Origin of the sequence: Citrobacter sp. Cf087, assembly GCF_030334285.1 — a bacterium.
Taxonomy (GTDB): domain Bacteria; phylum Pseudomonadota; class Gammaproteobacteria; order Enterobacterales; family Enterobacteriaceae; genus Citrobacter; species Citrobacter freundii.
Window position 1 is genome coordinate 892387 of the sequence record NZ_JAOWED010000022.1, and the last position, 13880, is coordinate 906266.

The window sequence follows — 13880 nt, forward strand, 5'->3', positions numbered from 1 at the left end:
CAACATCGACTAAACAAAAATGTAAAAAACATCTAAATGACAAAACAGAGATTGTCATTATCCCGATTAAAATATTGAATAGTCACCAGGCGAAATTATCGCCAATTCCGCAGCTAACGTACCAGAGGGTGCATGATGTTTAAGAAAGGGTTAACAGTGTTATTGCTGGCCAGCGCGCTTTTTTCCGGTCAACTTTTCGCTACTAATCAGGGACATGAATATCTTCAGGTGCAGGATGCCGATCATTTACTACGACACACGGCCGACAGTGATGAGCTGCGAGTGACGGCGGAAGAATCCGCCGCCGATCTTCGTGAACACCATCACTGGCAAAAATCACGCAAACCCGATACGCATCTGAGCTAACGATTAACCTTACGCTTCGGCAGTGTCTTCATCAGTTCTTCCGGACTGACCGAAGCCACGACGCTACCCGGCAACGGCATCTTCAGAATGTGATGTTTCATCTTGCCGAGCACGTGCATTTCGCACGGTCGGCAATCAAATTTCAGCGTTAGGATTTCATCGCCGTTAACCAGTTGCATCGGTGTCGCTTTCCAGCTCTTGATGTTCCCTTTCGCCTGTTTCGGACAGAGGTTAAAGGCGAAACGCAGGCAATGTTTGGTGATCATCACCGGTACTTCGCCCTTTTCTTCATGCGCTTCATAGGCTGCATCAATCAACTGAACGCCATAACGGTGATAAAACTCACGCGCTTTTTGGTTGTAGACGTTAGCCAGGAAACTCAAGTGCGTTTGCGGATAAACCGGCGCAGGCTGGGATACTGGTTTGCGGCTACCGCGCTTATAGCTTTGCAGGCGCGCTGCATCCAGCATATCAACGGCTTCACGTCGTAACTGATTTAGTTGACCGTTTGGCACGAACAGCGCGCCCGGCAGATTCACCTGAATATTGCGGGCGTAGTACATCGTCTGCCCAAGTTTTGCCAGTCCGTCCTGTAGGTTACTCAACGCTTTTTCCGCATTGTTCGCTTCCTCAAACTGGCCATCCAGCGTATGGGTAATGCTCACGCCCTCTTCACTGGTGAGCGTCAGAATCAACTGCTCCTGCCAGCCGCCGAGCTCAATATCGATCGCAACACGGCGTTCGCTGGAGGTTTTGGTTAACGCTTGCTGCCAGTTATGATCGAGGTTGCGATTCAGCGGATGATGCGGACGCACTTTGTGCAGATCGGCAGGCATTTCATTCGGCCATACCCGATAACGATTGTTCCCCGTTTTTTCCACGGTGTTGGCGCGGAATCCAACAACCTCACGTTTGATTAACACGTTCAGGCCATCCCCGTTAGCCAGCGGTTCTGTCACCTCAACATCGAGATGATCTTTCGCCACCTTCAGGACTTCGCCGACCGGCAAACCGATAAACTTTGGTGAGTCGAATGCGCCGATATCCCCTTTACGGGCATTCACAAAATAATCGGTGCTGCCACGATGGAAGGTTTTCTCCGTGGATGGGGTAAAGAAATGTTCGGTACGTCCCGCTGATGAACGGGCCAGGTCGCTGCGCTCTTCAATGATGGCATCGAGCATCTGGCGATAATGCGCGGTAATATTCTTTACATAACTCATGTCCTTATAGCGCCCTTCAATTTTGAAGGAACGCACACCTGCGTCAATCAATGCGCCGAGGTTGGCGGTCTGATCGTTGTCTTTCATCGACAGCAGGTGTTTTTCATAGGACACCACGCGTCCCTGATCGTCTTTCAGGGTATACGGCAGACGGCAAGCCTGGGAACAGTCGCCACGGTTAGCACTGCGTCCGGTTTGCGCATGTGAAATATAACACTGACCTGAATAGGCAACACACAGCGCGCCGTGAATGAAAAACTCAATGGTCGCATCGGTAGCCTGATGGATGGCGTTAATTTGCTCAAGGCTCAGTTCGCGCGCAAGGACAATCTGGGTGAATCCGACATCAGCAAGAAATTTCGCCTTCTCAACGCTGCGAATATCACATTGGGTGCTGGCATGCAGTTCAATCGGGGGAATATCCAGTTCCAGAATCCCCATATCCTGTACGATCAGAGCATCAACACCGGTCTGATACAAATCGGTAATTAACCGCTGCGCGGGTTCCAGTTCATCATCGTGCAAGATAGTATTTAGCGTCACAAAGATTTTCGCCCCATAGCGATGGGCGAAAGGCACCAGTTCGGCGATATCTTTCAGGCTATTACTGGCGTTATGGCGCGCGCCAAAACCCGGTCCACCAATGTAAACGGCGTCTGCGCCGTGCAAAATGGCTTCGCGCGCAATGGCGGTATCCCGAGCCGGGCTTAACAATTCAAGGTGATGAGGCTGCTGGCGCATACAGTTGTTACCATCCACAAGCGGTAAAAATGGCGGCTATTGTAGTCACAAGCGCAGCTTTTCGGAATAGTTTTCCCGATTAACTGCGCGGGTAATGGATCAGCGAATGAAAGTGCACCGTTTGTTCGCTGCTGTTACGGTAACTGTGTGCCATATCTCCGGCGAAACGGACACCCTCACCAGATTTAAGGGTGCGCCACTGCCCCTCAATACACATATCCAGCAGACCATTAATCACCACCACGTGCTCTATTACGCCGGTCTCATGCGGAGTAGATTCACTGAGCGCGCCGGGCGCCAATAGTATCGAAAAATGATCGAAGCACAGTTGAGGATCCCACGGGAACAACGGCGTGACGACCATTGCCTGCTGCTGGGGATCGAATGTTAGCGTGCCGTCTGACTCTGGTGGTGAAATAAACGTTGAAAACGGGACGTTCAGCCCAGTGGCAATTTTCCACAATGTCGCCACCGTTGGACTGGATTCATTACGTTCAATCTGCCCCAGCATCGCTTTTGAGACGCCAGTTTCCTCCGCCAGACGCGAAAGACTCCATTCCCGCTGGTGACGTAATGTCCTGAGCGTTGTGGCCAGATAGTGGGTTAAGTTGTCCATTTTCTCCTTCGTCGCTCTCCTTACTCGGGGCTACAGTTTAGCACTTGTACGCTATAACGCACAGTGCTACAGTGATTGACCGTTATAACGCACACGGAGTGAATATGCGTGCATTCTCCATCCCCCTGCCCACTGTATTATCGGGTTTTGTGGCGGTCCTGGTTGGCTATGCCAGTTCGGCGGCCATTATCTGGCAAGCGGCACTCGCCGCAGGTGCGACTACCGGGCAAATTGCAGGCTGGATGACCGCACTGGGGTTAGCAATGGGGGTCAGTACGCTGGTGCTGACATTGTGGTATCGCGCTCCTGTACTTACCGCATGGTCAACGCCCGGTGCCGCGCTGCTGGTGACGGGCCTGCACGGGGTATCTATTCAGGATGCCATCGGCGTTTTTATCGTGGCTAACGCGCTGATTGTGCTGTGCGGCGTAACCGGACTGTTTGCCCGCCTGATGAAAATCATTCCCCACTCGCTGGCATCAGCCATGTTGGCTGGGATCTTACTGCGTTTTGGTTTGCAGGCATTTGATAGCCTGAACAGTGAGCTTATTTTGTGCGGTAGTATGCTGGTGGCATGGCTGGTGCTAAAAGTTATTGCCCCAAGATATGCCGTTATCGCTGCGATGTTAGTGGGTATTGCCATCGCCTTGATGAAAGGTGACATTGTCACTAATGATGTTAATCTGTCACCGGTTATCCCAGCGTTTATTACCCCGCACTTTTCATTACCCCACAGTATCAGCATTGCACTACCGTTATTTCTGGTCACTATGGCTTCGCAAAATGCCCCCGGTATTGCGACCATGAAAGCATCAGGATATTCGTTACCCGTTTCCCCTCTGATTGTTTTTACGGGTCTACTGGCGCTGCTATTTTCACCTTTTGGCGTCTATTCCATCTGCATCGCCGCCATAACCGCCGCAATTTGCCAAAGTCCTGAAGCGCATCCGGATGCAAATCGGCGCTGGCTCGCCGCAGCGGCAGCAGGCGTCTTCTATCTTCTGGCTGGGGTGTTTGGCGGTTCGGTTACAGGACTGATGGCAGCCCTGCCCGTAAGCTGGATCCAGATGCTTGCTGGTCTTGCATTACTCGGCACGATTAGCGGTAGTTTATATCAAGCCTTACATAATGAAGCTGAACGCGATGCGGCCATCGTAACTTTTCTGGTTACGGCCAGTGGTCTGACGGTATTTGGCATTGGGTCTGCATTCTGGGGGCTGGTTGTCGGCGGTATTTGCTACGCAGTGTTGACGTTATTTCGCCGCGCGTAGCTGCGTTGGTGTTTTACCTGTCACTTGTTTAAACCGGTTACTGAAATGACTCGCCGAGCTAAATCCGCAGGCCATTGCAATATCCGACAGGCTGCGTGATGAATAACAGACCAGTTGCTGCGCCAGTGCCATACGGCGTTGCATGACGTACTGATGCGGCGCCATATTCATCGACTGGCGAAACATTCTGGCAAAATGGAATTCGCTTAGCGCTGCTTCACCAGCCAGATCGCTCAACGTTATGGGATACGCCAGATGTGCTTCAATATAGGCCAGCACGTTACGCAAGGTGGCAGGTGCAAGCCCTCCGGTGACAACGGGAAGCCGCCATTGAACGTTGCTGTAATGCTGGATCAGATGCGTTAACAGTAGTGAAGATGCCGCGCTAAGCGTGAGGTGATTAGCGGGTTGCAGCCAGTCGTTACCAAGCAAAAACTGACGGTAAACCGCCGTGATCCCCGGGTCACTACCAAAAGTATGCTCGTCCAGCGTGAAGCTATAAGGGCTTTTGTCCCAGACTTTTTCACCCACTTCGCGCAGGTGAGCGTCGGTACAATAGAGATGAACAAAGGAAAGATCGTCACGAATATCCCAACTGGACTCACTCTCTTTTGGCATCAGGCAAAAACGATCCGGTCCGCCGCCATTCTTCCAGCCTCCCGCCGTTTTGTGATAACTCTCGTAGCCATCCGCGATGTATAAACTGAGCGTGTGGTGATCGCAATACTGGGTAATGGTGTCGCGCTTGTTTGACCAGGCAGCCAGTTGGATCCCCGAATGTAACGCAACCGACTCGTGCAGCACGGCATTGTGTTTGCGTAAGTTTTCAAAGGCACCATAGGGCTGAGACATACCATCACATTCAAAATAAGTTAGCAGGCTTTCAGTCTATATCAGCTACATATCGTTAACAGCTTCCTTTTCACCTTTACACTAAAAAAAGCGCAAGATTTTGCAAGTCCAGCGCAAGCCGATGAAAGCCCCCTGCTACCCGACGTGGCACAGTGTGCGCCTGAAGACCAATAAGAGAGAGTTGTATGAACGGACTGTTGTACTGCCTGGTGGTGGTGATTTGGGGAACGACATGGATTGCGATTTACCTGCAACAAGGCCCGGTTGCGGCGCCAGTTTCCATCTTCTGGCGCTTTGCCATCGCCAGCACCGTGATGATAGCCATCCTGCTGATCAGCGGGAAATTGCGTAAGCTTTCCGGACGCGACCATCTGTTTTGTCTGTTACAAGGTGGATGCGTTTTTTGCTTTAACTTCTGGTGTTTTTACACTGCCGCTGCGTGGATCAATACCGGTCTCGAATCCGTCATTTTCTCGATGGCGGTCCTGTTCAATGCGGTTAATAGCTACCTGTTTTTTGGTCAAAAACCACCAGGACGCTTTTATGTTGCCGCCGGGCTGGGGCTGACAGGTATCGTCACCTTGTTCTGGCAGGATTTGGTCAACAGCGGGTTGAATCACTCGCTGCTGCTGGGGATTGGTTTAAGCGCCCTCGGCACTTTTGGTTTCTCACTGGGCAATATGATAAGTCTGCGTCATCAGAAAAAAGGTCTCGAGGTGATGACCACCAACAGTTGGGCGATGCTGTACGGCACCGTGTTGATTGCTACCATTGCGCTGGTGCGCGGCGACAGCTTCACGCCACAGTGGACCTTCAGTTATCTCAGTGCGCTGTTGTATCTGGCTATTTTTGGTTCGGTAATCGCCTTCGGCGCCTATTTCACGCTGGTCGGACGCATTGGTCCCAGTAAAGCGGCATACAGTACACTGCTTTTTCCACTGGTGGCGCTAACGCTGTCTACGTTGTATGAAGGGTATGTCTGGCAGGTTAATGCGATTGTGGGATTAGTATTGATTTTGCTGGGGAATCTGGTGATGTTTGCCCGACCAGAAACGCTGATGGGTAAACTCGTATATCGTCGCCGGGCGGCATAAAAAAACGCACCATCCAGGGATGGTGCGTTCTTCGTTATTATTGTTTTTTGTTTACGTCAAACATGGAAGCATCAGTCGCCATGTCATCAACAACTTTCTTCAACGTTTCGAACGCCATCGGCGTACTTTCGTTGTTCAGGTCTTTGCCTTCACCCTGACGTACAACTTTAATGACAGGTTTATTGGTTGCCGCATCAATCAACTCACCTTCGAAAAAGAGGTGCGTATCCATGGTACGGTGCCCCGTCGCCATTTGCGTACCCGCAACGAGCAGTGCAACCGGGACCACTTCATAGAACTGCAGCCCTTCTTTGCTGGTAGCAACACCGGTGATTGCCCCGCGGAAAATCAGACTGCGCGAGCCTGGCGTCGTAACCAGCGGTTTACGTTTTGCCAGGGCAGTTTTCATTTGGGTATTGGTATAGCTCAACAGCTTATCAAGAACCTGCTGACCGACCTGGGTGGTTGGTTTAGGAACCGGATAATACGTGATCGGGTTATAAACGATGTTATCGTATTTAGACTCATTAAAGTTGGGATCAACCCAACGCAGCACCGGCTGTCCGGTTGCAGATTTTGTTTCCTTCAGGCCGGAGTAATCTTTTAAAAAACCTGAATATTTATCAGGCTGCGTTATTTTTGAAGCACAGCCTGATAACGCCAGTAAACCCGTAAGCACTGCAACTTTAAATAAAGTTTGAGCACGCATGGAACGATCCCTTAGTATTTGCAGATATGCATCTGAAATAATAGCAAAAGGAAATCATTTTGGATGAACTAAAAATGGTAAGGCCCGCACAATTTTATCTTAACGTTTTCTTAATATTCAGCACAAAAAAATGCTGTACGTAGAAAGAGTTATCACAAATGGGCAGGTCAGACCGTTTTACGCGCCAGCATTGTTGCAAAGCGTAGTTTAATTCGGTTGCCGTGCTCATCCGTACGATGAAGCTCACCTACGTCTTCGTTATATTTCAGCAGATCCCAACCTGTGTAGTAACGGCGTAACTCCCCTGTTTTAAACGCAAACGGGAACCCAACGGTGCACGGAAAATCATCGGTATCCATTGCCGCGACGATCAGGTTATACCCACCAGGATTGGTGCAGCGCTGCATATTTTCAATCAGGCCCGGGATGGTTTTCGCGTCCAGGAACATCATCACCACGGTAGAAAGAATAAAATCATATTCACCGTCAAAGTTTAGCGCATTGAGATCCGCCACCTCAGCGTGCAGATTAGTCAGCCCTTCCGCGTTTTTAATGCGTTCCAGATTGGCGATGCTCATCGGATTCTTGTCCCATGCGGTAACGTCATAACCGTTGGCCGCCAGGTACAGACTGTTACGGCCATTCCCGCAGCCCAGATCTAACGTTTTGCCCGGGGCAACAATTTTCGCCGCGTCGACGACATCGGAATGCGTGCGGGTCAAATCATATTTCTCAGTAAAGTAGTTTTCGTCACAACGGATCATTATTTATCCTCAGATTTCAGTAATGCAGCACGTTCGGTGCGAATAAGCAGTTTTCCCTGCATCAGCAATGCAAACGTACGTATCAGTAATAGCGCAATGATAAAATTGGTAAAAATAAACAGCGGGATCGCCAGCGTATGAAAAAAGCCTGACTCGCTGCCGTGCCCTAAATGCAGCCCCGTAGTCGCCAGTGCCGACACGCCGAACGAGAAGCTCCAGAAAGACGCATTAAACGGCTGTGACAAATACCACGGCATCAGGCGTAGCATAAACAGAAGTTGCAGCAGACCATAGCCGAACAGCATTTTGGCTAACGTATCTCCCTCGCCACCGTTCACACTAAGCCACGCGCTACAGGCGACCAGCGCAGGCGCCAGTTGTATACCAAGTGAAGTCCGTAAAACCGTCGGCAGCTCGCCGCAGCTTCGTAAACGCTGCAGAATAACCGGCTCGAGACTGAGCCAGGAAAATACCCCTGCGCCCAAAAACACCAATCCGGCATCGTTGAAGCCAAGCGCACCACAGGCCATGGCGCTGATAAAGTTATTGGCAACGGTTGGCAGATACAGACCCGGTGTGGTGGCCTCTTCCGGGTGCTCGCCACGCCATAATCCAGCCGTTTGCCAGGCCGCATACGCCAGCTGTATCACCACGCCGATGCTGAACAACACAATCGCCAGCGGTCGATACCACGGGACAAAACCAATCGCGACCAGCATCGTTGTAGCCGGAAACAGACTGACAAAACTGCTCATCACCGGATGACGAATTTCCGCCAGTACGCTATGAGGAAAACGCAGTAAACGACTAATAAAGGCCAGCGTCAACAATCCCCAGATGACCATCGCAAGGATCACTAAACCGTCGCCAATCCAGTGGCTTACAGGCCATACCTGGCTGGCATATCGCCACGCGAACCCCATCCCGATGATGCCCAGTACCATGCCAAAATAACCGGCCGGAAGATTGAGGACTCGCTCACTTTGCTTGCTCTTACTCATTTTGTTTATTTTTTAAAGTATATTTGAAATGCATTTTATGGAATTTCCACGAATTTAGCCAGTACGGAAAACTTTGCTACGTTTAACTAAGGTGCGCAACATGGAAATGAGCTATGACCAAATATCGTCTGGGCGATGAACCTCGCGCCTTTAGTTACCAGGATAATGGCAATAAAAAGAGCGTATTACTACGCCAGATAATTGCGCTCATTGATTTTAATGATGTTAAAGCCGGTACGCTCGGTGGCTGGATTGATGATGAAAGCGTGCTTTCGCAAAGTGGCGATTGCTGGATTTACGATGAGAATGCGCTCGCGTTTTCCGGCGCGACGATATCCGGAAATGCCCGTATTACACAGGCAAGCGTGGTCAGAGATGGCGCGCAGATTGGTGATGCCGCCTGGATTGACCGAGCAGAAATCAGCCATAACGCGCAAATACGTGACAACGTCACCATTCGGGATTCTGTTGTTCGCGGTGAGTGCCTTCTCTGCGGTGATGCGCGCGTTGTGTGTGACTCTGAAATTATCGCCGCCAAAGGACTTACTCGTGAAAACGACCAGCTCCTGCAAATTTACGATCGGGCGACAGTCAGCAATTCACGCGTGGTGCATCAGGTGCAGATCTATGGTGATGCAATTATCAACTATGCCTTTATAGAACATCGGGCTGAAGTTTTTGATTTTGCACGGGTAGAAGGTAACGAAGAGAATAATGTCTGGATCTGCGATTGCGCTAAAGTCTATGGACATGCGCGTGTCATCGCCGGAACTGATGAAGACGCCATTCCTACCCTGCGCTATAGCTCGCAGGTGGCGGAACACGCGGAGGTTGAAGGTAACTGTGTGCTGAAGCACCATGTGCTGGTCGGGGGGCATGCAAAATTACGCGGCGGCCCAATTCTGCTGGATGGGCACATCCTGATTGAAGGCCACGCCTGTATTCTGGGTGAAGTGCTGATCGAGCATCATATTGAGATAACCGGTCAGGCCCAAGTTGAAGCCTTTGATGGCGATGCGATCCATCTGCGCGGGCCAAAAGTGATCAACGGCGAACAACGTATTACGCGCACCCCTATCGCCGGTTTATTCTGAAGAGTCATCAATGATGCGGGCATAGAGATTCACATCATAGTAATCGCCATTGAGGAACTCCGCTTGTCGTAAGCATCCTTCCAGTTGAAAGCCATTACGCAACGCCACCTGGTTGCTCTTGACGTTATCTACACGACATTTAATCACGAAGCGGCGAATCTCCTGGCGCTGCGCATAATGCTGAATCAATGCCTGTAGCGCCTGAGACAGAATACCTTTGCCCTGGTGATCTTCGTCCAGCCAATAACCAATATAAGCGGCTCTGTTCAGCGGTTCTATCTGGTTAAACGAGATAACGCCAGCCACCTCCCCTTGTTCGAAAATAAGGAACATTTTGGCGTAGCCGCGCTGGTGCAACATCATATTGCCCTGCACATTCTTGCGGGTGTCCTCCACAGAAGTCACAAACTGCGGCCAGTTCAGCGACTGCTGGAGCCAGACTTTATTTTTAAGCACCAATTGATGCAGAGGGGTGACGTGTTGTTCTTCGACGGCACGCAGTTCCAGCGCGTCACTAACGATTATTATTTCTGACATGTTTATCTCCTTTGCAATCGTAAACGGGGCATTTCTGACTGGCAGTAGCCGATATTACTCTGTTTAGAGTCGGGGAAGTCTTATTTTTATGCTGTAACAGCAATCACTTAGAAAGAATCTCTGGCGTGGAACCCGTTACTCTGGTGATCCGGGTATCCCTTCATGGATAGACCGTAATGATGACAATAACACTTTCACTTTATTGCTAAGGAGCAAGCATGGCAGCACCTTTGGGTCGTTTAGCACTTATTCCGCTTTTACTGATTACCGCCTGTCACCAACCCGTTTCCTCCACTCAAGCAGGCCCCGTTCCCTTTGCAGTCAATCAGCAACAGGTCGTGGATAATACCACGCTGGAAATTTCCCGTAGCGCACTGGAATATAACATTCATAAAGTTCAGCAACTGCTGGCAGATAAAACCCGGATGTGCGCCATTCTTAAAGGAGACGCGTATGGCCACGATCTCTCACTGGTAACACCGGTGATGATGCAAAACGGCGTGCAATGTATTGGCATCGCCAGCAATGAGGAGATTAGAACCGTTCGCCAGTCAGGCTATACATCACAGCTCATGCGCGTTCGCAACGCGACGGAAAAAGAGATGCGCCAGGCAGCGGACTTCGATACCGAAGAGCTGATCGGTAATCTGGATATGGCTAAGCGTCTGAGTGCCATTGCTCAGGAGAAAGGTAAAACTATTCGTATTCATCTGGCGCTGAACTCCGGCGGTATGTCGCGTAACGGTCTGGAAGTCAGTACCGCCGCAGGTCTGGAAGAAGCCCACGCTATTTCCGCATTACCCGGCCTGAAAATTGTTGGCATCATGTCGCATTTCCCGGAAGAAGATGCTGCGGTGGTTAGACGCGATCTGGCCCGTTTCAATACACAATCGGCCCAGGTACTGAAAATTACCGGGCTTAAACGCGAAGATGTCACCCTGCATGTTGCGAATACGTTCGCCACCCTGACCGTTCCTGAATCCTGGCTCGACATGGTCCGTGTTGGCGGTATTTTTTATGGCGATACCATCGCCAGCACCGAATACAAACGCGTCATGACATTTAAATCCGCCATCGCGTCGGTAAACCATTACCCCAAAGGAAACACCGTCGGATATGACAGAACCTATACCCTTAAACGTGATTCCGTTCTGGCCAATATCCCGACAGGTTATGCCGATGGTTATCGCCGTGTATTCAGTAACGCGGGACACGTGCTGATCCGCGGCCAGCGGGTTCCGGTACTGGGTAAAACATCCATGAATACCGTGATCGTCGATGTGACCGATTTACCGCAGGTTGCATCTGGCGATGAAGTGGTGCTGTTCGGTAAACAGGGAAATGCGCAGGTTAGCGCAGAAGAAGTCGAAGAAATTAGCGGCGCGCTGTTCACTGAAATGTCGATCCTCTGGGGGGCGACGAACAAACGCGTGATGGTCGATTAACACCTAAAACAGGAAGGGCTTCCTTTTCTCGCTGGAAGCCCTTTTACACAGCAAGCGCCATTCTACTTAGCTCTCACTGACACTCTCTCTTTGCAAAATTTTGAGCAAATCTTCCTTCAGGTGGAGTTTCTGTTTCTTAAGACGAACAATGTCCAAGCTATACCCCCGACCATCCGAACCTTCCAGTCTGGAGATCTCATGATCAAGGCTGTTGTGTTTTTCGAATAAGGACAGAAAGCGAGGGTTCTCGGATTTCAGTCGGGAAATAAGGTCTCTATATTCTGGAAACATACTTTCTCCCTGTTAGTGGACAAGAACGTGTATAAGAAATACACACTCACAGAGTACCCATTTGCCATACAGAAAAATGCGAACAGGATCGAGTAAATAGTGTACAGAATCGTTATGAGGATGAATGCAGATACGGCTCCCCATCAGGAGAGCCGTAAAGAGAGTGATTAACGCATCTCGCGGTCGTCAACGTACTGACGTTTATCCGGCGCTGGTGGGAAGTACTGATACAGCCAGGTTTCGCTGATGGCGTCACCCTGACAACGCAGGAACATACGCATATCTACCGGATCGGTTGAGTCAGAGGTCGGATACCAGTCAAACTGTATGCGATAACCGTCGATTGGCTCCACGTAGAGGATCTCAATCTGTTTCGCTTCACCGCTTGAGAGCGTAATCACCGGTTCAATGCCTTTCGGCGCAGCAGCTTTTAGATCGCCACCAACAAAATCAACGGCAAAACGGCGCGCCCATTTTTCCGGGTAGTGCTCGCCCGGCGCCCATCCTTCCGGAAAACCGCCCATGCCTGTCCGGGTCGCCATCACACGAGCCAGCGGTGAACGCACCGGTGGCTGAGCGCTCCAGTACAGGCGATATTTGAATTCCAGCTCATCGCCGGCTTTGATCTTCTTCTCAGGCTGCCAGAAGCAGACAACGTTATCCAGCGTTTCGCCGGTCGTCGGGATCTCCATCAGGCCGATGGTCCCCTTGCCCCACTGGTTGCGCGGTTCGACCCACAGGCTTGGACGCTTGTTATACCAGCCCATGATGTCCTGGTAATGGGAGAAGTCGCGATCGAGTTGCAGCAAGCCAAACCCTTTCGGGTTGTTATCGGTATAGGCGTTGAACTGCAGCTTTTGCGGGTTATTCAGCGGGCGGCAGATCCACTCGCCATTGCCCCGCCACATCGCCAGACGATCGGAGTCATGAATTTGCGGGTGAATAGTGTCGCACATCCGACGCTCATTGTTGCCGCAGCTGAACATGCTGGTCATCGGCGCAATGCCGAGCTGTTTGATGTCTTTGCGCGCATAGATGTGGTTTTGTACATCCATAATCACCTGCGTTTTCTCGCAGTGGATCACGAACTTGAATGCACCGGTTACGCTTGGGCTGTCGAGAAGTGCATACACGGTAAAGGAGGTTGCGCCCGGTTTAACCGTCTCGAACCAGAAAGAGGTGAAATCAGGAAATTCTTCTTTGCTGTCGGTGTAGGTATCTACCGCCAGACCGCGGGCCGATAAACCGTACTGATAGGTGTCATCCACGGCGCGGAAATAGCTGGCCCCCAGGAAAGAAACGACATCGCGGCGGGCCAGTTCTGGCGCTTTAAAAACACGGAACCCGGCGAATCCGAGGTCAGTCTGCCCTTCCAACTGTTTGGTATCCACGCCCGCATCGTTATATTTAAACAGTTCCGGACGGAAGTGAATTTCACGCGCCATATGCGTACTGCCATCAACCGAGAACATGCGTACACGGCGACGAAAACCCATTCCCACGTGGAAGAACTGCGCATCAAGCTGACGATTTTCAACGTTGTTCCACAGAGACTGCTCTGCGTCATATTGAATGCTGTTGTAGGCCTGCGGCGTCAGTTTCGCCAGCGTGTCCGGTAACGCGCGCGGTGCGCCGCCCCAGGGTTTCTGTGCTAAGTCATGGGCCATCGATTGCAGAACGGAAAAATCAAAACGTACGGTTTTTCCGTCTGCAATGTCAGACTCTGCCGCAAAGGCGGCGCGGGAAAAGAGTGATGCAATACCACTGGTTCCGCACACGGCGGCCATTGCCATTGAACCTTTAATAAATCGTCTGCGATTCATGCCTGAAAGTGAGTCCTTCTGGTCGTGTAAATGGTCCCGCGCCGGTCAAAATC

Annotated in this window: 14 protein-coding genes; 5 read left to right on the forward strand and 9 right to left on the reverse strand. The window is 50.9% G+C overall.

What is annotated here, in order from left to right:
* Window positions 1-135 precede the first annotated feature (135 nt).
* Window positions 136-366: a DUF2554 family protein gene (locus OGV57_RS06385; protein WP_003020233.1), complete on the forward strand. Its 231-nt coding sequence runs from the start codon at window positions 136-138 to the stop codon at window positions 364-366.
* Here the strand turns inward: OGV57_RS06385 and OGV57_RS06390 are convergent.
* Together OGV57_RS06390 and OGV57_RS06395 are read right to left on the reverse strand one after the other, a co-directional pair.
* Entirely contained in the window at window positions 363-2330 is a 1968-nt protein-coding gene (locus tag OGV57_RS06390) for a peptidase U32 family protein (protein WP_286530866.1), read from the reverse strand. The two genes, OGV57_RS06385 and OGV57_RS06390, sit on opposite strands and share 4 nt — an antisense overlap.
* A gap of 79 nt (window positions 2331-2409) precedes the next feature.
* Window positions 2410-2946, reverse strand: coding sequence for a helix-turn-helix domain-containing protein (locus OGV57_RS06395; RefSeq protein ID WP_003836127.1), 537 nt, complete (start codon window positions 2944-2946; stop codon window positions 2410-2412).
* 104 nt (window positions 2947-3050) lie between these two features.
* Here OGV57_RS06395 and OGV57_RS06400 point away from each other — a divergent pair, with 104 nt between their 5' ends.
* Window positions 3051-4217 carry a benzoate/H(+) symporter BenE family transporter gene (locus OGV57_RS06400; protein WP_046670720.1) on the forward strand — a complete coding sequence of 389 codons (1167 nt, stop codon included), beginning with the start codon at window positions 3051-3053 and terminating at the stop codon, window positions 4215-4217.
* Here OGV57_RS06400 and OGV57_RS06405 read toward each other — a convergent pair.
* A complete protein-coding gene (locus OGV57_RS06405) occupies window positions 4200-5069 on the reverse strand; it encodes an AraC family transcriptional regulator (protein ID WP_003836123.1) in 870 nt (289 codons plus the stop codon). The two genes, OGV57_RS06400 and OGV57_RS06405, sit on opposite strands and share 18 nt — an antisense overlap.
* A 185-nt stretch (window positions 5070-5254) precedes the next feature.
* Between OGV57_RS06405 and OGV57_RS06410 the strand changes: the two genes are divergently transcribed.
* Window positions 5255-6163: a DMT family transporter gene (locus tag OGV57_RS06410; RefSeq protein ID WP_003020250.1), complete on the forward strand. Its 909-nt coding sequence runs from the start codon at window positions 5255-5257 to the stop codon at window positions 6161-6163.
* 37 nt (window positions 6164-6200) lie between these two features.
* Here OGV57_RS06410 and OGV57_RS06415 read toward each other — a convergent pair whose 3' ends face one another.
* From OGV57_RS06415 to tehA, 3 genes are all read right to left on the reverse strand, one after another.
* The gene (locus OGV57_RS06415; protein WP_003020253.1) at window positions 6201-6872 is read right to left on the reverse strand and encodes a DUF3313 domain-containing protein; all 672 of its coding nucleotides are present in this window, start codon (window positions 6870-6872) and stop codon (window positions 6201-6203) included.
* A gap of 167 nt (window positions 6873-7039) precedes the next feature.
* Complete coding sequence (gene tehB / locus OGV57_RS06420; RefSeq protein WP_003836119.1) at window positions 7040-7636, reverse strand: tellurite resistance methyltransferase TehB; 597 nt, start codon at window positions 7634-7636, stop codon at window positions 7040-7042.
* Window positions 7636-8637, reverse strand: coding sequence for a dicarboxylate transporter/tellurite-resistance protein TehA (gene tehA, locus OGV57_RS06425; RefSeq protein WP_003020259.1), 1002 nt, complete (start codon window positions 8635-8637; stop codon window positions 7636-7638). The genes tehB and tehA overlap by 1 nt, the downstream gene beginning before the upstream one ends.
* Before the next feature lie 113 nt (window positions 8638-8750).
* On the opposite strand from tehA, the gene ydcK reads away from it, so the two are divergent.
* The gene (gene ydcK, locus OGV57_RS06430; protein ID WP_032935675.1) at window positions 8751-9731 is read left to right on the forward strand and encodes a YdcK family protein; all 981 of its coding nucleotides are present in this window, start codon (window positions 8751-8753) and stop codon (window positions 9729-9731) included.
* Here the strand turns inward: ydcK and rimL are convergent.
* Window positions 9723-10268 carry a 50S ribosomal protein L7/L12-serine acetyltransferase gene (gene rimL, locus OGV57_RS06435; protein ID WP_003836113.1) on the reverse strand — a complete coding sequence of 182 codons (546 nt, stop codon included), beginning with the start codon at window positions 10266-10268 and terminating at the stop codon, window positions 9723-9725. The two genes, ydcK and rimL, sit on opposite strands and share 9 nt — an antisense overlap.
* Before the next feature lie 218 nt (window positions 10269-10486).
* On the opposite strand from rimL, the gene alr reads away from it, so the two are divergent.
* Window positions 10487-11713, forward strand: coding sequence for an alanine racemase (alr, locus tag OGV57_RS06440; protein WP_049015548.1), 1227 nt, complete (start codon window positions 10487-10489; stop codon window positions 11711-11713).
* A 66-nt stretch (window positions 11714-11779) separates the two neighbouring features.
* Here the strand turns inward: alr and OGV57_RS06445 are convergent, their stop codons facing one another.
* Together OGV57_RS06445 and OGV57_RS06450 are read right to left on the reverse strand one after the other, a co-directional pair.
* Window positions 11780-12004, reverse strand: coding sequence for an HP1242/YdcH family protein (locus OGV57_RS06445; RefSeq protein WP_003020276.1), 225 nt, complete (start codon window positions 12002-12004; stop codon window positions 11780-11782).
* Window positions 12005-12171: 167 nt separating this feature from the next.
* Window positions 12172-13827 (reverse strand): glucan biosynthesis protein D, encoded by a 1656-nt coding sequence (locus OGV57_RS06450; RefSeq protein ID WP_003836107.1) that lies wholly within the window; start codon window positions 13825-13827, stop codon window positions 12172-12174.
* Between the last annotated feature and the right edge of the window lie 53 nt (window positions 13828-13880).